The 19,596-nt window shown below is 68.3% G+C and carries 18 protein-coding genes; 4 read left to right on the top strand and 14 right to left on the bottom strand.

Annotated features, from left to right (window positions below):
• Nucleotides 1-69: 69 nt before the first annotated feature.
• Nucleotides 70-654, bottom strand: a complete 585-nt coding sequence (locus AL755_RS07770) for an adenine phosphoribosyltransferase (protein ID WP_082369008.1) — start codon at nt 652-654, stop codon at nt 70-72.
• Between the two features lie 67 nt (nt 655-721).
• On the opposite strand from AL755_RS07770, the gene AL755_RS07765 reads away from it, so the two are divergent.
• Nucleotides 722-1,381, top strand: coding sequence for a GNAT family N-acetyltransferase (locus tag AL755_RS07765; RefSeq protein WP_082369007.1), 660 nt, complete (start codon nt 722-724; stop codon nt 1,379-1,381).
• Here the strand turns inward: AL755_RS07765 and AL755_RS07760 are convergent.
• Nucleotides 1,320-1,985: a DNA-3-methyladenine glycosylase gene (locus AL755_RS07760; RefSeq protein WP_054010515.1), complete on the bottom strand. Its 666-nt coding sequence runs from the start codon at nt 1,983-1,985 to the stop codon at nt 1,320-1,322. The genes AL755_RS07765 and AL755_RS07760 overlap by 62 nt on opposite strands.
• Before the next feature lie 58 nt (nt 1,986-2,043).
• On the opposite strand from AL755_RS07760, the gene AL755_RS07755 reads away from it, so the two are divergent.
• Complete coding sequence (locus AL755_RS07755) at nt 2,044-2,919, top strand: DNA-3-methyladenine glycosylase family protein (protein ID WP_054010514.1); 876 nt, start codon at nt 2,044-2,046, stop codon at nt 2,917-2,919.
• A 28-nt stretch (nt 2,920-2,947) separates the two neighbouring features.
• Here the strand turns inward: AL755_RS07755 and AL755_RS07750 are convergent, their stop codons facing one another.
• Nucleotides 2,948-3,439, bottom strand: coding sequence for a winged helix-turn-helix transcriptional regulator (locus tag AL755_RS07750; RefSeq protein ID WP_054010513.1), 492 nt, complete (start codon nt 3,437-3,439; stop codon nt 2,948-2,950).
• An 87-nt stretch (nt 3,440-3,526) separates the two neighbouring features.
• On the opposite strand from AL755_RS07750, the gene AL755_RS07745 reads away from it, so the two are divergent.
• Complete coding sequence (locus tag AL755_RS07745) at nt 3,527-4,429, top strand: DMT family transporter (RefSeq protein WP_054010512.1); 903 nt, start codon at nt 3,527-3,529, stop codon at nt 4,427-4,429.
• A complete protein-coding gene (locus AL755_RS07740) occupies nt 4,426-7,749 on the top strand; it encodes an ATP-binding protein (RefSeq protein WP_054010511.1) in 3,324 nt (1,107 codons plus the stop codon). Before AL755_RS07745 ends, AL755_RS07740 begins: the two co-directional genes overlap by 4 nt.
• Here the strand turns inward: AL755_RS07740 and AL755_RS07735 are convergent.
• The 11 genes from AL755_RS07735 to argC form a co-directional block, all read right to left on the bottom strand.
• Complete coding sequence (locus tag AL755_RS07735) at nt 7,746-8,564, bottom strand: ABC transporter permease (RefSeq protein WP_082369005.1); 819 nt, start codon at nt 8,562-8,564, stop codon at nt 7,746-7,748. The two genes, AL755_RS07740 and AL755_RS07735, sit on opposite strands and share 4 nt — an antisense overlap.
• Nucleotides 8,561-9,565 (bottom strand): ATP-binding cassette domain-containing protein, encoded by a 1,005-nt coding sequence (locus AL755_RS07730; RefSeq protein ID WP_054010509.1) that lies wholly within the window; start codon nt 9,563-9,565, stop codon nt 8,561-8,563. Before AL755_RS07730 ends, AL755_RS07735 begins: the two co-directional genes overlap by 4 nt.
• Before the next feature lie 181 nt (nt 9,566-9,746).
• The gene (locus AL755_RS07725; protein ID WP_054010508.1) at nt 9,747-10,478 is read right to left on the bottom strand and encodes a maleylpyruvate isomerase family mycothiol-dependent enzyme; all 732 of its coding nucleotides are present in this window, start codon (nt 10,476-10,478) and stop codon (nt 9,747-9,749) included.
• Between the two features lie 89 nt (nt 10,479-10,567).
• The gene (gene argH, locus AL755_RS07720) at nt 10,568-11,983 is read right to left on the bottom strand and encodes an argininosuccinate lyase (protein ID WP_054010507.1); all 1,416 of its coding nucleotides are present in this window, start codon (nt 11,981-11,983) and stop codon (nt 10,568-10,570) included.
• Between the two features lie 2 nt (nt 11,984-11,985).
• Complete coding sequence (locus AL755_RS07715) at nt 11,986-13,191, bottom strand: argininosuccinate synthase (protein ID WP_054010506.1); 1,206 nt, start codon at nt 13,189-13,191, stop codon at nt 11,986-11,988.
• Between the two features lie 121 nt (nt 13,192-13,312).
• Entirely contained in the window at nt 13,313-13,849 is a 537-nt protein-coding gene (locus AL755_RS07710; RefSeq protein ID WP_054010505.1) for an arginine repressor, read from the bottom strand.
• On the bottom strand, nt 13,846-14,817 hold the full coding sequence (gene argF, locus AL755_RS07705) for an ornithine carbamoyltransferase (RefSeq protein ID WP_054010504.1): 972 nt from the start codon (nt 14,815-14,817) through the stop codon (nt 13,846-13,848). Before argF ends, AL755_RS07710 begins: the two co-directional genes overlap by 4 nt.
• On the bottom strand, nt 14,817-16,136 hold the full coding sequence (locus AL755_RS07700) for an acetylornithine transaminase (protein ID WP_082369004.1): 1,320 nt from the start codon (nt 16,134-16,136) through the stop codon (nt 14,817-14,819). The genes argF and AL755_RS07700 overlap by 1 nt, the downstream gene beginning before the upstream one ends.
• On the bottom strand, nt 16,133-17,032 hold the full coding sequence (gene argB, locus AL755_RS07695; RefSeq protein ID WP_054012933.1) for an acetylglutamate kinase: 900 nt from the start codon (nt 17,030-17,032) through the stop codon (nt 16,133-16,135). Before argB ends, AL755_RS07700 begins: the two co-directional genes overlap by 4 nt.
• Before the next feature lie 331 nt (nt 17,033-17,363).
• Nucleotides 17,364-18,533 (bottom strand): bifunctional glutamate N-acetyltransferase/amino-acid acetyltransferase ArgJ, encoded by a 1,170-nt coding sequence (gene argJ / locus AL755_RS07690; protein ID WP_054010503.1) that lies wholly within the window; start codon nt 18,531-18,533, stop codon nt 17,364-17,366.
• Entirely contained in the window at nt 18,530-19,576 is a 1,047-nt protein-coding gene (gene argC / locus AL755_RS07685) for an N-acetyl-gamma-glutamyl-phosphate reductase (RefSeq protein WP_054010502.1), read from the bottom strand. The genes argJ and argC overlap by 4 nt, the downstream gene beginning before the upstream one ends.
• Between the last annotated feature and the right edge of the window lie 20 nt (nt 19,577-19,596).

Below are 19,596 nucleotides of genomic sequence, written 5' to 3'. Positions count from 1 at the left end.
CAAAAGGCGGACCGTCTATTCTATACCCGCGCATCCGACGGGCGGTTCCGGCCGCGACCGCCGCCGTCACTACACGTGCAACAGGGATACAACCTCGTGGCCGGGAAGATTGTTCCGTCCGGGCAGTGCATCGATTTCCAGGACCACGCCGATCCCGGCGACGACGGCGCCGGTGCGCTCCAACAGTGCCGCGGCGGCGCCGAGCGTGCCGCCGGTGGCCAGGACGTCGTCGAGGATCAGCACGCGGGTGCCGGCCGGGACGTCACCCTGGTGGAGCTCCAAGGTGGCTTCGCCGTACTCCAGCGCATAGCTCTCCGAGAACACGGCGCGGGGCAGTTTTCCGGCCTTGCGGACCGTGATGACGCCGGTGCCCGTGGCATAGGCCGCGGCGGCCGCCAGGAGGAAGCCGCGGGCTTCAACGCCGGCCACGGCGTCGAACTTTCCGGCGAACGGTGCCACCAGGGCATCGACCACCTGGCGCAGGGCCGCTCCGTCGGCAAAAACGGGGGTTAAATCTTTGAAAACAATTCCCTTCGACGGGTAGTCCTCAATGGTGGCGCACAACCGTTCAACAACCGCGGAAACATCAGGATTTTCGGGGCTTGCGGGCTGGGGCTGGGAGGGGCTGGCGGGGGCTTGAAATGTCTCGTTCACCCTACAACGCTACAGGCACCTTTGGACGGGGTTTTGCGATGGGTAAAAAGGTGCTTATATATTCTCCGTGCAACACAACATTTCACTTCCCGGGCATGGTGTCCGGCTTGTGCCGCTACGGCGTCGTCACGCGGCAGATTTGTTCACCTACATCGATGTAGACATGTGGGCCGGCATGGCCTCGGAACGCCCCACGTCCAAACGCGCCCTGGAGCGGTTGTTTGCCGCCCGGATCGTCGACCCGGCCGTCATTGCCTTTGCCGTGATCGACGAGGAGACCGGCACCGTCGCCGGGACCACGAGCCTGTACGACTATGTCCCGGACCAGTCACGGGTTGAGCTGGGGATGACCTTCTTTGGCCGGAACTACTGGGGCCGGAACGTCAACGCCGCGTCAAAGCTTGCCCTGCTGGGCTTCGCCTTCGAGGAGCTCATGGTGCACCGGGTGACGTTGCGCTGCGATGTGCGCAACACGCGCAGTGCCGCCGCGATCGTCAAGCTCGGCGCGAGTCTGGAGGGTGTGCTGCGCGGTTACCGGCGCGGCCACGACGGCTCCCGCGTGGACACCGGCGTGTACTCCATCCTGGAGCACGAATGGCCCTCGGCCCGTTCCGGACTGGTGCATCGGCTCACCCCGGCGGACCTGCTGCCGGAGGTGACCGAGCTCATTGAGCTTTCGGAGCAGCTGGTGCGGGCCGACGCGCAGAACGCAGCACTCCCGGCTTGAACCTGGAGACCGTGGGGTCCCCGGCAATCCAAAACCGCCACGGGTACTGCTCGGTGCCACCCGGTCCGCTGATGCCCACCCGCGGGCCCGTCATGACAGACGGTTCCAGCCGGTCCGGAAGCGTCACGGTGACCTCGCCGCGCAGCGCCGGAATGCCGTTGTGCTCCCGTCCCAGCCCCATGGCCTTGGCGAGCCTTGCCGGGCCCTGGGCAAGTTCGGCGTCGCGCCGGGCGGTGGGCCGGCGGGAGCGTGCCAGCTCCAGGCCTTCCACGATCTCGCCGGCGCGCATCAAGCACCCCGAGGGCGTCCCCTCCGGCCGGCAGACAAGGTTGGCGCAATAGTGCATGCCGTAGGTGAAATACACATACAGGTGCCCGGGCGGGCCAAACAGGACCGCGTTGCGGTTGGTCTTGCCGCGGTAGCTGTGGGCGCCGGGGTCCGGATCCGGCGAATCCGCCGGGCCCAGGTAGGCCTCCACCTCGCTCAGGCGGACGACGACGGCCCCCTCGTCGCCCTCATGGCGCACCAGCGCGCCCAACAGGTACGGCGCGACCTCGGTGGCCGGGCGCTGCAAGAGTTCCAGGATGTCCATCTGGCGGCCCATGACACCACGCTAGCAGGGCCGGGCAATACCCTTGCTGGGGGCATGGGAGGATGTTTTCATGGCGATCACCCTGGACTTCACGCCCCCTTTTGAACCCGGAATCTTTGATTTCCTGGCCGCCCGTGCCGTGGCGGGAGTGGAGGAGGCCGATTCCGCCGGCTATGCGCGGACGCTGGCGCTGCCCGGCGGGCACGGCTGGTTCCACCTGGTGTGGGACGGCGCAACGCTGCAACTCGACTTCGACGTCGAGGACCCCGCCGACGCCCCTGCACTGGTGGCCCGGGTTCGGCAGTTGTTCAACCTCGACCACGACCCGTCCATCATCGACGCAGCCCTGTCCGCCAACCCTGTCTTGGCCCGCCGGGTGGGCGAATTGCCGGGGATCCGACTGCCCGGTTGCGTGGACGCGCACGAGATCCTCATCCGGGCCATGATCGGCCAGCAAATCACCGTTGCCGCGGCCCGGACCGCGCTGAACCAGCTGACGGCGCTGAGCACCCCCAGCCGGCTGCCCCACGGCTCCCTCACCACACTGTTCCCGTCGCCCGCCCAGATCGCCGACGGCGGGCGCGGGATCCTGCGCGGACCGCAACGGCGCACCGATTCCATCCTGGCCGTAGCCGGGCTGCTCGCCGCCGGCACCCTGGAGGTGGGCCGGGCGGACACCCCGGAATCGTTGGCCGCGAAACTGCTGCCGCTGCCGGGGATCGGCCCGTGGACCGTGGGGTACGTGTGCATGCGCGTCCTGGGCAGCCCGGACGTGTTCCTGCCCACCGACGCCGCCGTCCGCAACGGCTATGGAAAGCTGCGCGGCGATTCACCGGCCGAGGCGCGCACCATCAAGGCCCCGGAGCTGGCCAGGATGGCCGAACCGCTGCGGCCCTGGCGTTCCTACGCCACCTTGCACTTTTGGCGTGTGGCCGGCGAGAAATAGTTCCGATGTGCCGCCCCGGGCGCCTTCCCTAGCGTGCCAGCTCGCCCAGCTCAAGCAGGGTTTCCGGGGCACGCGACCGGCGCCAACCCGTGGTCCGCGCCGTGAGCGGGCGGGCACAGTCCACGCACCAGTCGGCCTGCACCGATTCGTTGCCGCACACCAGGCAGTAAATGCGCAGGGTGGGCCCCTCCACAGGCGGCGCCGTGTGGTTGCGGCCCCACACTCCCAGGGCGTGGAGCACGGGCAGGGTGTCCAGCCCCTTCTCCGTCATCACATACTCCATGCGCGGGCGGGCCGTGCCGGCATAGGGCCTCTTGGTGAGCAGTCCGTGCTCCACCAGGGCAGCCAGGCGGGTGCTGAGCACCGTGTCGGCGATCCCCAGCTCCTGCTTCAACGGTTCAAAGCGCCGGTTGCCCGCGAACACCTCGCGCAGGATCAACACGACCCACGGGTCCCCCAGCACATCAAGGCTGCGCGCAATGGGGCAGGCCAGTCCCGTCCAGTCCGATCTCAGTGCCACGCTGGTCCCTTCGCGTCGATTCCTGCTGACCGTTCACCCACAATGTTACTATCTTCAAGATAGCTATTCGACGTTGAAGGAGTTCCCGTGGCAACAAACACCGGTTCCGCGGCACCCCTGCTCAGCGGATTGGCCGTCGTGGCACTCTGGGCCAGCGCCTTCCCGGCCATCCGGGTCGCCTCCCCCGAACTGGGCGTCATCGGCTTGTCCTTTGTGCGCCTGGTGGTTGCCGCGCTTGCCTTGCTGGCGCTGGCTCCCCTGATGAAGGTCCGGCTCCCGCAAGCCCGCGACCTCCCGCTCATCCTTGTCTGCGCGTTCTTTGGCATGACGGCCTACCAGCTGCTCCTGAACTGGGGTGAACTGTATGTGCCGGCCGGAACGTCGAGCATCATCGTGGCGTCGGCCCCGCTGGTCAGCGCCGGCATCGCCGCCTACTTCTTCAAGGAACGCCTCACGAGGGCCAAGGTGGCCGGCAGCGTCCTGGCCGTTGCCGGCGTCGCACTTGTCTGCCTGGCCAGGAGCGGGCTGAGCATGAGCGCCGCCGTCTGGATCGTCGTGGCGGCCATGGTGGTCCAGGGCATCTACCATCCGCTGACCAAGCCGCTGCTGCGCAAGTACACCGGCATGGAGGTGGCCACGTACGGCATGGTCTTCGGCACCGTCATGACGTTGCCGTTTGTCCCGTTTGGGGTGGACACGGTTTTTGCGGCCGACGCTCCGGCCTGGCTTGCGGCCATCTACCTTGGCTTGTTCCCGTCGGCTCTGGGGTTTGTGCTGTGGGGCTTTACCGTGGGCCGGCTGAGCGTCTCCGCGTCGACGTCCCTGCTCTACCTGGTTCCTCCCGTGGCCGTGTTGATCTCCTTTTTCTGGCTCGGCGAGATTCCCGTCATCAGCGAATTGGCCGGCGGTTGCGTGGTGGTTGCCGGCGTGGTCCTGATCAGCCAAGGCGACCGGTTCCGGGCCCGCCGGCGGGTAGCATCAATGGAGTGAATTCCGTTTGTGCACCCGAGCCCGGCCTGCGCCTTTTTGGCGGCGTGACGCTCGGACGCAATGCCCTCCCCGGGCCCCGCGCGAGGGCTTTGATCCTGGCACTGGCCCTGGCCCACGGGCGGCCCGTCAGCTCCGGCACCCTCATCGAGGAGGTGTGGGGCCTGGATGCGCCAGCCAGCGCCGCCACCGCCCTGCACACCATGATTTCGCGGATCCGCACGAGCCAGTGGCACGGCCTGATCATGTCCACGGATACTGGCTACGCCCTGGGCATTGAGCCGGCGGAGATCGATTTTTGGGCCGTTGACGCCCTCCTTGACGAGGCCCGCGCCGAATTGTCCACACCGGCCCGGGCCCTGGCGCTGCTGGCCACTGCCGGCGAGCTGAGCGCCGGCGATCCGGCCGCAGGGACGGCGGACTCGCCGGCCCTGGCGGACTTCCTGCAACGCGCCGGCCACCAACGCACCGCACTGAACCGCTTGCACGCCCAGGCCCTGGCCGGCACCGGCGACCATGCGGCGGCCGCCGAGCTGCTGGGGCGCCTGGCCGAGGCGACGCCGCTGGATGAACCGCTGCAGGTGGAGTATCTGGAGGCGTTGCGTGCAGGCGGCCAATCCAACGCAGCGTTGCTGGCATTCGACACCCTCCGCCGCAGGCTCCGGCGGGAGCTTGGCACCGATCCCTCCCCCGCCCTGGCCCAGCTCCACGCCCGCTTGTTGAAGGCCACCGACGACGCCGGATCCCCGGTCGCCGCCCACGCAACGGCGGCTTCCCCTCGCAACCCGTCGCCGTACTCCTTTGGCCTGCGCGCCGCACCCAACGAGCTCCTTGGCCGTGCGGGCGACATCGCCGGCGTCGAGGCGCTCATGGGCACCGGCCGGCTCACTACCATTCTGGGCGTTGGCGGTCTGGGCAAGACGCGCATGGCCCTTGAGCTGGCAAACCGGAAAGCCGGGGGTTCCCTGGCGTCCGTCATCGTGGTGGAGTTGGCGGGCATCCGCACCCCCGAGGACATGTGGCTGGCCCTGGCCGAGGGCGCAGGCATCCGGGAGGCCCGTACCATCCGGAACCTCCAGGGCACCCTGCAGATGCACGATCTGCGCGCCCGCACCCTGAACCGGCTCGCCGAATCGCCCGCATTGCTCGTCATGGACAATTGCGAGCACCTCGTGGAGCAGGCCGCGGCCGTCATCACCGAGATCCTCGGCGCCTGCGCCGTCGTTGACGTGCTGACCACCAGCCGGGCCCCGCTGAACATTGCCGGTGAACGCATTTTCCAGCTCCAGCCGCTGGCCACCGACGGCGAGGCATCGGCGGAACTGCCGGCCGCCGTCGCCCTTTTCCGGGAGAGGGCGCTCGCTGCTCGCGGCAGCGTCCATCTTGACGACGCCGTGGTGCGCCGGCTGTGCCGTCACCTGGACGGCTTGCCGCTGGCCCTGGAACTGGCCGCCGCAAAGGTGCGGCTCATGAGCGTTGAGGAGATTGAGCGCCGGCTCGCCAGCCGTTTTGACCTGCTGGTGAACACCGACAGGTCGGCGCCGGACAGGCACCGCACGCTGACGGCCGTGATCGAGTGGAGCTGGAACCTGCTGGCCGCCGACGAGCAGGCCGTCATGCGCCGGCTCTCCCGTTTCCCCAGCGGATTCTCCCTCGCCGCTGCACGGGACACGGCCGGGGCCATTCCCGGCGCCGATGGCGGCACGTTGTCCGCCGCGGCCGTCGAGGCGGCCGTGGAGGCGCTGATCAACCAGTCGCTGGTCCTGGCCGAGGACGATCCCGCCACGGGGTTTGTGCGTTTCCGGATGTTGGAGACGGTGCGTGAGTTCGCCGCGCTTCGGCTCGCGGCGGCGGACGAGGAAGCCGCCGTTGAACGGGCCATGACGGCCTGGGCGGTGGAATTTTCGCTGTGGGCGCTGGCGCACAATGCCGGGCCCACGCAGCTGGAGACGATCCGGATGATCACGGCCGAACAGGAAAACCTGCTCCACGTGCTGCGCCTCGCGATGGCCGTGGAGGGTGGTGGCCCGTCGAGCGCAGGAACGGTGTACGCGATCTTCGGTTCGCTCTCCAGCTACTGGTCCCAACGCGGCATGCATGGGGAGGTTTTCACCCTGGCCGAGCAGATCATTGCCGCCACCGCGGAGTACGAGCCCGAGCCGCGCACAATTGACGCCGCCGTGTTCTCGCTGGCCGTCATCGGTGTGACCACCATGATCTTCAACCTCCGCAAGGGCGCCGTCTCCCGCGCCCGCCTGCGCCGGATCCAACGCTCCGGGCTTGCGCTCTCCCCGCGGCTGGACGTCATGCTCCGGCTGATCCTCGTGGCCGGCAACGAACCGAAGGTCATGGCGCTGCTGGCGCAGCTGCGCCGGGATCCGGACGAGGAGGTGGCGGCCCTGGCCATGCTGTTCAGCGGGCTGTGGGCCGAGAACAGCGGCGAGCCGCTGCTGGCCATCGGCTTCGCCGAAAGCTCGTACGTGCTGTCCGAAAAATTGCAGGATACCTGGGCTGCGGGCTCGGCCGCCGACAACGCCGCGCAGCTGCACAGTCAGAGCGGGCATCCCGAAGCCGCCCTGCTCTGGGCGCAGCGGGCCATCGACCGCCTCGTGATGGTGGGCGCCGATCCCGACGTTCGCACCGCCACCCTGACGCTGGCACTGAACCACGCCACCCTGGGACAGGTGGCGCAGGCCCGGGCCGCCCTGGACGCCGTCAAGACCATGCCGCCCGTGGCCGAATTCCAGTCCGATCTGCTCATGATGGAAACCGCCGCCCTTGCCGAAACGGCCTTCGCCGCGGGCGACGCCGGCGAGGGGCTGCGGGTGTACCGTTCCCTCGGAAAGCCGACGCAAAGCCGCCTCAACGAAGGCCCCATGGGACTGATCGCCGCGGCCGCACAGATTTGTGCCGAGCTGTTGTTCAGCCCCGGGGCGCCCGCGGATGCCGGAGTGGCACGGGCCGCCAAACGGCTGCGCCACTCCGGCATCACCACCGTACGGATGGCGCCGACCATCGTGGACCGGCCCGTCCTGGGCACCTGCGCCCTGGCTGTCGGTGCGTGGCACACGCAGTTGGCCGGGCCCGGGACCCGGCGCGCCGTCGTCGGACTTGAACTTCTCGCGATGTCCGGAGTCCTGGCGAGCCGCCAGGACGAGGGCGTGCTGCTCCGACGCCGGCACGAGGACGCCGCCGCGGAACTCCACGGGGCAAACGCCCTGGCGGACGCAAAAAGTTCGGTGGCCGGCCTTGTCAGGGACAAGGCGCAAGCCACCGAACGATTGTTGATGCTCTTGAGCGACCCGGCGCTGCGGGGCCTTTAGGCCTTGCGCATGTAGGCGCGGACTGTCAGCGGGGCGAAGATGGCCACGATGACCACGGCGCCGACTACGGCCCAGACCGCCGCCATGCCGATCTGGCCGTTGTTGGCGAGGTCGCGCACGGCCGTCACCACGTGGGAGACGGGGTTGACGTTGGAGAAGGCGCGCAGCCAGGACGGCAGGCTGTCGGCCGGGACGAACGCGTTGGACAGGAACGTCAGCGGGAACAAGATGATCATGCTCATGCCCTGGACGCTGGAGGCGCTGCGGGCGATGACGCCGAAGAACGCCCAGATCCAGCTGACCGACCAGGCACAGAACATGACGAGCAGTCCGGCCAGGACCACGTTGCCGAAGCCGCCGGCAGGGTGGTAGCCCATGATCCAGCCGGTGGTGAAAGTCAGGGTGATCGCGATGGCGTAGCGGAGGGTGTCCGTTAGCAGGGCCCCGGCCAATGGGGCGATCCGGGCGATCGGCAGGGACTTGAACCTGTCGAAGACGCCCTTGTCCATGTCCTCGCGCAGCTGCACGCCGGTCACCATGGAGGTGGTGATGACGGTCTGGACCAGGATGCCCGGGATCATGAGCGGCAGGTATTGCGCGACGTTGCCGGAGATGGCGCCGCCGAAGATGTAGGCGAACATGAGCGTGAACAAGATGGGCTGGACGGTGACGTCGATGAGTTGTTCGGGGGTGCGCTTGATTTTCAGCAGGCCGCGCCACGCCATGGTGAGCGTGTTTTCGATGATCTGCCGGGGCCCCACGTAGTTGCGCAGGGAGCCGGTGTTGTTCAAGAGGGCTGGGGTTACTGTGCTCATCGCGCGGTCTCCAATTCGGGTGTGGCGGCATCGTTTTCGGCCGCACCGGTGTCGTGGCCGGTCAGGGTCAGGAACACCTCATCAAGGGTGGGTTGCTGGACGGAGATTTCCTGGACGGCAATCCCGTCGCGGCGCAGGGCCACGAGCAGGTCCGTGACGAGATCCGCGTGTTGCATGGGGGCGGTCAGCCGGGCGGCTTCGGGCGTGACTGCGGATTCCACGCCGAGCGTGGTCCGGATGAGTTCGCGGGCCGCCGGGATATCGGCGCCGTTGACGAGCCGCAGCTGCAGGGCGGCGGTGCCCACCGAGGACTTCAGCTCGTCGCTGGTGCCTTCGGCCACGACGCGGCCTTTGTCGATGACGGCCACGCGGTCCGCGAGCTGGTCCGCCTCGTCCAGGTACTGGGTGGTGAGCAGGACCGTTGAGCCGCCGGACACCAGGCGCCGGATGGTGTCCCACATCTGGCCGCGGGTGCGCGGATCCAGGCCCGTGGTGGGTTCGTCCAGGAAGATCAGCGGCGGCTGGGCGATCAGGCTCGCGGCCAGGTCCAGCCGCCGGCGCATGCCGCCGGAGAAGTTCTTCAATGGCCGCTTGGCAGCCTCCGTCAGGCCGAATTCCTCGAGGAGTTCGGCGGCCTTGCGCTTCGGTGCCGAGCCCTTCAAGCCCAACAGCTTCGAGAACAGCACAAGGTTTTCGGTGGCGCTCAGGTTTTCATCCACCGATGCGTACTGGCCGGTGACGCCGATGAGCTGGCGGACGATCTGCGCCTCGGAGCGGACGTCGAAGCCAAAGATCCTCGCGTCCCCGGCGTCCGGGCGCAGCAGGGTTGCCAGCATGGAGATTGTGGTGGTCTTGCCGGCGCCGTTGGGCCCCAGCACGCCGTAGACGGTGCCGGTCTTGACGGCGAGGTCAACGCCGTCGACGGCACGGTTGGTGCCAAAGAGTTTGACCAGACCGTGGGCCTCGATGGCCAGCTCGGTGGGTCGGGATGTCGATACCATGATCGGTTCCTTTGCTATACAAGGTTTCCGTGCTTCTTGGTATCAAGTCTTCCCGGCGCCGCTTACACCCGGCTTACACACGTCTTACGTGCGCTTACCTGTTGATCGAACGTACAGGAAGTGCGGTGGTCGAGCTTGTCGAGACCCCGCGCGGGTCTCGACAAGCTCGACCACCGGCGGACTATTTCGCCATGGCGGAGGGCCACGGCAGCAGGGTGGGCAGCGCCACCGAATCGGCGGCGGCCTCGGCCCGCAGGCTGCCCATGGTCGGTGTGCGACCGGCCAGCCAGGCGGCAATGTCGGTCAGCATGCCGGAGATCGACACGGCATTTTCGCCACCACCGACGGTCATGGGCGGCAGGGCCAGCGGCAGCAGCTTCAGCCGCGTGTTCGCCGGCACCCTGGCAGTCAGGAAGTCGATCAGGTAGAAGCAGAATTCCTTGGACCAGGTCTCCGGCCCGCGCCCCAGGTTCAAATCGGCCAGGTGGATGACCAGTTCACGCCACAGCGCCAGCGCACCGTCGCGCACCACGCCGTCGCGGTAGGAGATGGGCAGTTGCCACTGCTCCGCGGTCAGTCCGGAGAGGACCGTCAGCACGCGCGAAAGGGCGGCGTCGAGGTCTGCCCGGTGCTCGGCGGCGGAGTGGCCGGCGGCCATCTCGATCGCCTGGGTGCGCCCGCCCATGCCGCCGTCGTAGAACTCGACGGTTTCCCCGCGCAGGGTGTATTCAATCTGCCGGCCCATGGCATTGCAGACGTTGGTGACGTGCGCCAGCACGTGCCCGCGGGTCCAGCCCGGCAGTTCGGTGGCGGCGCGGACGTCGTCGTCGCTCAGGCCGGCAATCTTGTTGCTGAGCACGTCGGCGGCGGTGCCGAGGTTCTTCATCAGCGCCTCGTTGGTGATATCAGTCATGCACTCACAGTAGCCGCCCCGTAAACGCCGAGGGAACCAAAATGCCCACATCCGGGGAGGATGTGGGCATTTTGCCAGGCTCGACGGCGTCAGGGCCGGAAACCGCGAACCTGCTCGAGCTGCGTTTCAAGCGCTGCCAGCTGGGCCAGGACCGCGGACGGCGCGGTGCCGCCCTGGGCGTTGCGGCTGTTCAGCGAGCCGTTGGTGCTCAGCACGCTGCGGACCTCGGGGGTGAGGTGCGCGGAAATGCCCGCATACTCGGCATCCGTGAGGTCCCACAGCTCCACGCCGCGGGCCTCGGCCACCTTGACGGCGGCACCGGAGAGCTCGTGGGCGTCGCGGAACGGCACGCCCTGGCGGACCAGCCATTCGGCGATGTCCGTGGCCAGTGCGAAGCCCTGCGGGGCCAGCGCCTCCATGCGCTCGGTGTTGAAGACCAGCGTGGCCATCATGCCGGACACGGCCGGGAGCAGCAGTTCGAGGGTGTCGGCCGCGTCAAAGACGGGTTCCTTGTCCTCCTGCAGGTCACGGTTGTATGCCAGCGGCAGGCCCTTGAGCGTGGCCAGCAAACCGGTCAGGTCACCAATGAGGCGCCCGGCCTTGCCGCGGGCCAGCTCCGCCACGTCGGGGTTCTTCTTCTGCGGCATGATGGAGGAGCCCGTGGAGTAGGAATCGTGCAGGGTAACGAAGGAGAATTCCTTCGTGGCCCACAGGATGACCTCTTCGGAAATGCGGGACAGGTCCACGCCGATCATGGCCGAAACCCAGGCGAACTCGGCAAAGACATCGCGGGAGGCGGTGCCGTCGATCGAGTTCCACGCTGCCGAGTCGAAGCCGAGATCGGCGGCGACGGCGTTCGGGTCAAGGCCCAGCGAGGAACCCGCCAGGGCGCCGGAACCGTACGGCGAAACCGCCGCGCGCTTGTCCCAGTCGACCAGGCGCTGCACGTCGCGCAGCAACGCCCAGGCATGGGCCAGCAGGTGGTGGCTGAGCAGCACCGGCTGCGCATGCTGGAGGTGCGTGCGTCCCGGCATGGCCACGCCGTGGTGTGCCTTCGCCTGGGCCACGAGGGCGTCGACCACGGAGAGGACTCCGCCGGCGATGATCCGGGCGTGGTCGCGCAGATACATCCGGCCCAGGGTGGCGATCTGGTCGTTGCGGGACCGTCCGGCCCGCAGCTTGCCGCCCAGGGCGGTGCCGGCGCGCTCGATCAGGCCGCGCTCCAGCGAACCGTGCACGTCCTCGTCGGACTCGGCCGGGCCGTACGCGCCCGACTTCACGTCCGCCTCCAGCTCGTCCAGGGCCGCCAGCATGCCGGTGAGCTCGGCGGCGTCGAGCAGGCCGGCCGTGTTCAGCACGCGGGCGTGCGCCTTGGAACCGGCAATGTCGTACAGGGCCAGGCGCCAGTCAAAGTGCGTGGACTTGCTCAAGGCGGCCAGGGCGTCGGCGGGACCGCCCTGGAAACGGCCGCCCCAGAGCGCGCCCTCGTTGGTACCGTGCGTCATGGTTAGTTGCCTGCGGCGCGCTGGTCGCGGGTGGAGGCCACCTTGGAGGACATGCCCCACAGCTCGATGAAGCCCTTGGCCTGCGACTGGTCGAAGGTGTCGCCGGTGTCGTAGGTGGCGAGATCGAAGTCGTAGAGGGACGTCTCGGAGCGGCGGCCGTTGACGATGGCCGCACCACCGTGCAGGGTCATGCGGATGTCGCCGGAGACGTACTTCTGGGTGTCCTCGATGAACGCGTCGAGTGAACGCTTCAGCGGGGAGAACCACTGTCCGTCGTAGACCAGCTCGGCCCAGCGCTGGCTGACCGTGGCCTTGAAGCGGGCCTGCTCGCGCTCGACCGTGATGTCCTCGAGGTGCTTGTGGGCGGTAATCAGGGCCATGGCGCCCGGGGCTTCGTAGATTTCGCGGCTCTTGATGCCCACGAGGCGGTCCTCGACGACGTCGATCCGGCCCACGCCCTGCGCGCCGGCGCGGCGGTTCAGTTCCTGGATGGCCTGCAGCGGGGAAACCTTGACGCCGTCGATCGCGACGGGGACGCCCTGGTGGAAGGAGATGATGACCTCGTCCGGTGCCGGCGGGAATTCCGGGGTGGCCGTGTAGTCGTAGATGTCCTTGGTGGGGGCGTTCCAGATGTCTTCGAGGTAGCCGGTTTCCACGGCGCGGCCCCAGACGTTCTGGTCGATCGAGTACGGGTTCTTCTTGGTGGTCTCGATGGGCAGGCCCTTGGCCTCGGCGAAGGCGATGGCCTTGTCGCGGGTCAGTGCCAGGTCGCGGACCGGGGCGATGCACTTCAGGTCCGGGCCGAGGGTCTGGATGCCGACCTCGAAGCGGACCTGGTCGTTGCCCTTGCCGGTGCAGCCGTGGGCCACGGTGGTGGCGCCGAATTCGCGGGCGGCCTTCACCAGGTGCTTGACGATCACGGGGCGGGAGATGGCCGATACCAGCGGGTAGTGGCCCTGGTACAGCGCGTTGGCTTTCAGCGTGGGCATGGCGTATTCGTTGGCGAACTCGTCGCGGGCGTCGGCCACGTAGGCCTCGACGGCGCCGCAGGCGAGGGCGCGCTGGCGGATGTCCTCGAGGGACTCCCCGCCCTGTCCGACGTCGACGGCGACGGCGATCACTTCGGCACCGGTGGCTTCACCGATCCAGCCGATGGCGACGGAGGTGTCAAGGCCTCCGGAGTAGGCCAATACAATGCGTTCAGTCACGTTATTCTCCCTATTTTCACAGAACTCTTGTCGAGTGTCGTCCACGTTACTTCAAAGCATAATGCATGTTTATGCATTATTGCTAAATAATATTCACAACGCCCCGTGGGGGCGTTTTTACTCAGCCGGCCGAGCTCGACTCCGCTGCGAACTGCAGGAACCGTTCGGCCACCTCGGCACCGCCCAGGGGGTCCCGGGTGATGATCATGACGGTGTCGTCCCCGGCGATCGTACCCAGGATGCTGGGCATGACCGAGTGGTCAATTGCCAGGGCCAGGAAATTCGCCGCACCCGGCGGGGTCCGCAGCACCGCAATGTTCGCGGACGCCTCGGCCGTGACCAGCAGTTCCCCGCACAGGCGCACCAGCCGGGTGTCGAGCAATTCCTGCGACGACGGCGAGTGGACGCCGCGTTCGCCGCCCTCGCGCGGCACGGCGTAGATCAGGCCGCCGTCCTCGCCGCGCACCCGGAAGGCGCGCAGTTCCACCAGGTCGCGGGACAGCGTGGCCTGGCCCACCACGAGGCCGTCGTCGGCCAGCAGGGTGGCCAGCTCGGCCTGGGAACGGACGGCGCGGCTGGTCAGCAGCGCCGTCACGCGGGCCTGGCGGGCGGTCTTGGTGGTGGGCATGCCCGCCCCTGACCCGGTTGCCTTGCTCATGATCGGGCGCCGGCCGCTTCTGCGTTTTCCGAGAGCGACTTTTCCACGAGCCACACCATGAGCGCCTTCTGGGCGTGCAGGCGGTTCTCGGCCTCGTCCCAGACCACTGACTGCGGCCCGTCGATCACGGAGGCGGCAATCTCGTAGCCGCGGTAGGCCGGCAGGCAGTGCAGGACGATGGCGCCGTCGTCGGCCTTGGCCAGGGCGGCGTCGTCGAGGGCGTAGTCCTTGAACAGTTCCATGCGGGCGGCTTTCTCGTCCTCCTGGCCCATGGACACCCAGGTGTCGGTGACCAGCACGTCCGCGCCGGCAACCGCGGCGTCGGCGTCGGTGGTGACCAGCACGGATCCGCCCGTGAGCGCGGCACGTTCCTCGGCGGCGGCCACGACGGCGGCGGCCGGCAGGTAGCCCTCGGGGCCGGTGATGCGCACGTGCATGCCGGCCGTGACACCGGCCAGAAGGTAGGAGTTGGCCATATTGTTGGCCGAATCCCCCATGTAGGTCATGGTCAGCCCGGCCAGTTCACCCTTGTGCTCCTTGATGGTGAGCAGGTCCGCCAACAACTGGCACGGGTGGTAATCGTCGGAAAGCGCGTTGATGACGGGCACCGAAGAATTCGCGGCCATTTCCTCAAGCCCGGCCTGCCCGTAGGTGCGCCAGACAATCGTGGCGACCATGCGCTCCAGGACCTTGGCGGTGTCCGCCACGGATTCCTTGTGGCCGATCTGCGCCTCGCCGGGGTTGATGATCAGCGGGTTGCCGCCAAGATCGGCCACACCGGCGGCAAAGGAGACCCTGGTCCGGGTGGAGGTCTTGTCGAAGATGACGGCCACGGTTTTGCGGCCCGCACCGTCGCCGGCGAAGGTTGCCCTGGAGTAGGGCGCCTTTTTCAGTTCGGCGGCGAGGTCAAGCACCTCGGCCTGTTCGGCGGGGCTCAGGTCGGTGTCTACCAGGAAATGCCGGGTCATCAGGATGCTCCTTCTGCGGTGTGGGCGGCAACGGCCGTCGCGATGAGTGCCGGCAGGGCCGCCAGGAAGGTGGCGGCTTGTTCGGCCGTCAGGTTCAGCGGCGGGGCCAGGCGGATGGTGTTGGGGCGCGGGGCGTTGACGATGAATCCTGCTTCGAGGCCGGCGTTGACCACGCCGGCGGCCACGGGCTGGGCCAGGTCGAAGCCGATCAGCAGGCCGTGGGCGCGAACCTCGGTGACGCCCTCGGTCGCGGCAAGACCCTCGGCCAGGAAGGCACTGACGGCACGGACGTTGGCGAGCACGTCCTGGGCCTGAAGCACGTGCAGGGTGGCCAGTGCGGCGGCCGTGGCGACGGGGTTGCCGCCAAAGGTGGTGCCGTGCTGGCCCGCGGAGAGGAGCTGCGAGGGCCCCTCGCCAAAGGTGACCATGGCGCCGATGGGGAATCCGCCGCCCAGGCCCTTGGCCAGCGTCATGGCGTCCGGGGTGATGCCGGCAGCCGTACCGGCGAACCAGTCTCCCGTGCGGCCCACTCCCGTCTGGACCTCGTCCAGGATCAGCAGCGCCCCGGCCTGGGTGGCGAGCTCGCGGGCGGCCTTCAGGTATTCGGCGGAGAGCGGGCGGACGCCGGCCTCGCCCTGGATGGGTTCGATGACCAGGGCGGCAACGGTGTCGTCCATGGCGTCGCGGAGGGCATCGATGTCGTTGAACGGCAGGTGGCGCACGCCGGCGGGCATGGGCTCGAACGGTTCGCGGTAGGCCTGCTTGGCGGTCAGGGCCAGGGCTCCCATGGTGCGGCCATGGAAGGCGCCTTCGAGGGCCAGGATGGTGGTGCGGGCCCGGCCGCCGGTGCCGGGGTTGGCCTTGCCGTGGGCGCGGGCCAGCTTGAACGCGGCCTCGTTGGCTTCCGTGCCGGAGTTGGCGAAGAACACCTTGGAGCCGGCGGGTGCCTGGCTCAGTTCCAGCAGCTTTTCCGCCAAGGCAATCTGGGTGGGGCTCGTGAAGAAGTTGGAGACGTGGCCCAGGGTGGCCAGCTGGCTGGCGATCACTGAGGTGACGAACGGGTGGGCGTGGCCCAGTGCGTTGACGGCGATGCCGCCGAGCAGGTCAAGGTATTCCTTGCCGTCGGCGTCCCACACGAGTGCCCCGGCGCCGCGCACCAGGACGCGCTGCGGGTTGCCGAAGACGCCCATGAGGGAATCGCTGTAGCGTTCCAGCCACTGTGCGCCCGTGCCGGTGCCGGTGACGGCGGCCGCGTTGGCGTGTGCCAGGTCCGTGGAGTTGGCGGTTTCCGGGGTCTGCCCGGGAGTGTCAGTGCTCATGAGGCGTCCTCTTCGTCAGGGAAAATTTGGGTGCCGTTGCCGGCGGTGGTCATCAGTTCCAGCAATACCGAGTGTGCGCTGCGGCCGTCGACGACGGCGGCCCGGGCCACGCCGCCGTCGACCGCGGCCAGGCAGGCGCCCATCTTCGGGATCATGCCCGATTCCAGGGACGGGAGCATGGCGCGCAGCTGGCCGGCGCCCAGTTCGGTGAGCAGCGATGACTTGTCGGGCCAGTTGGCGTACAGGCCCTCGACGTCGGTCAGGATGACCAGGCGGGAGGCCTCCAGCGCGATGGCCAGCGCGGCGGCGGCGGTGTCGGCGTTGACGTTCAGGACCGTTGAGGCGTCCCCGACTTCGGGGGCCACGGTGGAGATGACGGGGATCCGGCCGGCCTCGAGCAGGTCGAGGATGGCGCCGGGGTTCACGCCGACAACCTCGCCCACCAGGCCGAGGTCCACGGGCAGGCCGTCCACGATGGTGCCGGTGCGTTCGGCCTGCAACAGGGCGCCGTCCTCGCCGGACAGGCCCACGGCGTAGGCTCCGTGGGAGTTGATCAGGCCCACGAGTTCACGCCCCACCTGGCCGGTCAGGACCATCCGGACCACGTCCATGGCCTCCGGCGTGGTGACGCGCAGCCCGCCCTTGAACTCGCTCTGGATGTCCAGGCGCTTGAGCATCGAGTTGATCTGCGGCCCGCCGCCGTGCACCACAACGGGCTTGATGCCCACATGGTGCATGAACACGATGTCCTCGGCGAAGGCGCGGCGCAGCTCGTCGTTGATCATGGCGTTGCCGCCGTATTTGACCACCACCACGGTGCCGGCAAATTGCTGGATCCACGGCAACGCCTCAATCAGCGACGCGGCCTTGTCCTGCGCGGTTTCCACCGAATTCATCATGTCTTCCTTCAGTTCGATTCTCGTTCGTGCTGGTGTCGCCTCCCGGCTGCGGACCGGGATTCCCTCGGCCGCTTTCCGGCCAATCGGCCGCGGGCGGCCTCGGCCTCCCTGACGCGGCCTACGGAAACCCCGGATCCTCCGCCGTCCGGCTCACCGAGGGAGGCGGCGGGGCCGGCATTTTTAGTAGTCGACGTAAAGGAGACGCCTAAGGCCGCCCGCGGCCGTGGCGTCGGATAGTCGACGGAAAAATGCCGGACCGGCGCCGGAGGTGAGCCGGCCACCTGGGTCTCGACAGGCTCGACCACCGGAGACAGGCTCGACCACCGCATTACGAGGAGTAGGCGCTGTTTTCTTCGACGTACGCGTGGGTGAGGTCGTTGGTCCAGATCGTCGCGGAGGCGTCGCCGGCGCGGAGGTCGATCTCGACGGTGACTTCGCGGCCCGTGAGGTCCACGAGGTCGCGGGAGTCGCCGATTCCGCCCTTGCGGCAGATCTGGACGCCGTTGATGCTGACGTTGATCTCGTTGGGGTCGAAAACGGCGTCGGTGGTGCCCACGGAGGAGAGCACCCGGCCCCAGTTGGGGTCGTTGCCGAAGATGGCGCACTTGAACAGGTTGGAGCGGGCCACGGAGCGGGAGACGATTTCGGCGTCGCGCTCACTGTCCGCGTTGACGGTGGTGATGGCGATGTCGTGGTTGGCACCTTCGGCGTCGGCGATCAGGCCGCGGGCCAGGGTTGCACAGACCTCGGTCAGTCCGGCAATGAACTCGTCCATGTCCGGGAACACGGAGGAGGCGCCGGAGGCGAGCAGCAGCACGGTGTCGTTGGTGGACATGCAACCGTCGGAGTCGGCCCGGTTGAAGGTGACCCGCACGGCGTCGCGCAGGGCGGCGTCGAGGCCTTCGGCTTCCACCTCGGCGTCGGTCGTGATGACCACCAGCATGGTGGCGAGCCCGGGGGCGAGCATGCCGGCACCCTTGGCCATGCCGCCGATCGTGTAAGTCGCGCCGTCGTTGTTGGGCGCCGACGTCCAGGACGCCTGCTTGGCGACGGTGTCGGTGGTCATGATGGCGGTAGCCGCACCAGCCCCGCCGTCGTGCGCCAAGGCTGCCGCGGCCGCCTCGATGCCGGGCAGGATCTTCTCCATGGGGAGCTGCTCACCGATCAGCCCGGTGGAGCAGACGGCGACGTCGGTGGCGGAGATCCCCAGGACGTCGGCCACCTTCTCGGCCGTGGTGTGCGTGTTTTGGAAGCCCTCGGGGCCCGTGCAGGCGTTGGCGCCGCCGGAGTTCAGGACGACGGCGTCGACCCGGCCGTCGCTGAGGACCTGGCGGGACCAGTGAACGGGGGCCGCGGCAACCCGGTTGCTGGTGAAAACGGCGGCGGCGCTGCGTTGCGGGCCGTCGTTGATGACCAGGGCCAGGTCCGGGTTGCCGGAGGCCTTCAACCCGGCGGTTACGCCGGAGGCCCGGAAGCCTTGTGCGGATGTCACGCTCATGGTGCTACTCCTTGGAAGGTCAGGCCTGCGGTTTCGGGCAGGCCCAGGGCGATGTTCATGGATTGGACGGCGCCGCCGGCGGTGCCTTTGGTGAGGTTGTCGATGGCCGCGCATACGATCACGCGGTTGACGTTGGGGTCGTACGCCAGTTGCAGGGCCGCATAGTTGGAGCCCACCACGGATTTGGTGGTCGGCCACTGACCCTCGGGGAGCACGTGGACAAACGGTTCATCCGCGTAGGCATCCACCCAGATCTGGCGCAGGGCCGCGCCGGGATCGGCCAGCGCGGCAATCTCCGCCGACACCTTGGCCGTGGCCGTGGCGAGGATGCCCCGGCTCATGGGGGCCAGCGTGGGCGTGAATGAGACACGCACGTCCAGGCCGGAGGCGTTGGAGAGCCCCTGCTGGATTTCGGGTGTGTGGCGGTGCCCGCCGCCCACCCCGTACGGGTTCATGGAGCCCATGACCTCGGAGCCGATCAGGTTGACCTTGGCGGCCTTGCCCGCCCCGGAGGTGCCGGACGCCGCGACGATGACGACGTCGTCGGGCAGCAGGGCACCGGCGCTGAAGCCGGGCTGCAGGGCCAGCAGCGAGCTGGTCGGGTAGCAGCCGGGCACGGCGATCCGCTTGGCGCCCTTCAACAGGGCACGCGCGCCGGGAAGTTCGGGCAGCCCGTAAGGCCAGGTGCCGGCGTGGGGTGAGCCGTAGAACTTTTCCCACGCGGCGGAGTCCTCCAGCCGGTGGTCGGCGCCGGCGTCGATCACGAGGGTGTCCGCCGGCAGCTGGGCGGCGATCTCGGCCGAGGCGCCGTGCGGCAGGGCCAGGAACACGACGTCGTGTCCGGCCAGGTTTTCCACCGTGGTCTCCTCGAGGATCCGGTCCGCCAACGCATGCAGGTGCGGCTGGAGGTCTCCCAGGCGGGAGCCGGCATTGCTGTGGGCCGTGATGGCCCCAATCGTCACATCCGGGTGGCTGGCCAGCAGGCGCAGCACCTCTCCCCCGGCATATCCACTGGCACCGGAGACGGCTACAGAAATTGTCATAGCACGACTATACAGCAGAA

This window comes from Arthrobacter sp. ERGS1:01 (assembly GCF_001281315.1).
GTDB lineage: Bacteria > Actinomycetota > Actinomycetes > Actinomycetales > Micrococcaceae > Specibacter.
Note: the sequence above shows the minus strand (reverse complement) of the source record. Positions and strands in the feature narration are given on the sequence as shown.

What these genes read in the sequence shown, in the direction of transcription:
- argJ (WP_054010503.1), bottom strand. Translation starts at nt 18,533, where the DNA reads ATGAGCGTGACATCCGCACAAGGCTTCCGGGCCTCCGGCGTAACCGCC.
- AL755_RS07700 (WP_082369004.1), bottom strand. Translation starts at nt 16,136, where the DNA reads ATGAGCACTGACACTCCCGGGCAGACCCCGGAAACCGCCAACTCCACG.
- argH (WP_054010507.1), bottom strand. Translation starts at nt 11,983, where the DNA reads ATGACGCACGGTACCAACGAGGGCGCGCTCTGGGGCGGCCGTTTCCAG.
- AL755_RS07755 (WP_054010514.1), top strand. Translation starts at nt 2,044, where the DNA reads ATGGCGATCACCCTGGACTTCACGCCCCCTTTTGAACCCGGAATCTTT.
- AL755_RS07760 (WP_054010515.1), bottom strand. Translation starts at nt 1,985, where the DNA reads ATGGGCCGCCAGATGGACATCCTGGAACTCTTGCAGCGCCCGGCCACC.
- AL755_RS07730 (WP_054010509.1), bottom strand. Translation starts at nt 9,565, where the DNA reads ATGGTATCGACATCCCGACCCACCGAGCTGGCCATCGAGGCCCACGGT.
- AL755_RS07725 (WP_054010508.1), bottom strand. Translation starts at nt 10,478, where the DNA reads ATGACTGATATCACCAACGAGGCGCTGATGAAGAACCTCGGCACCGCC.
- AL755_RS07735 (WP_082369005.1), bottom strand. Translation starts at nt 8,564, where the DNA reads ATGAGCACAGTAACCCCAGCCCTCTTGAACAACACCGGCTCCCTGCGC.
- argC (WP_054010502.1), bottom strand. Translation starts at nt 19,576, where the DNA reads ATGACAATTTCTGTAGCCGTCTCCGGTGCCAGTGGATATGCCGGGGGA.
- argB (WP_054012933.1), bottom strand. Translation starts at nt 17,032, where the DNA reads ATGAATTCGGTGGAAACCGCGCAGGACAAGGCCGCGTCGCTGATTGAG.
- argF (WP_054010504.1), bottom strand. Translation starts at nt 14,817, where the DNA reads ATGACCCGGCATTTCCTGGTAGACACCGACCTGAGCCCCGCCGAACAG.
- AL755_RS07710 (WP_054010505.1), bottom strand. Translation starts at nt 13,849, where the DNA reads ATGAGCAAGGCAACCGGGTCAGGGGCGGGCATGCCCACCACCAAGACC.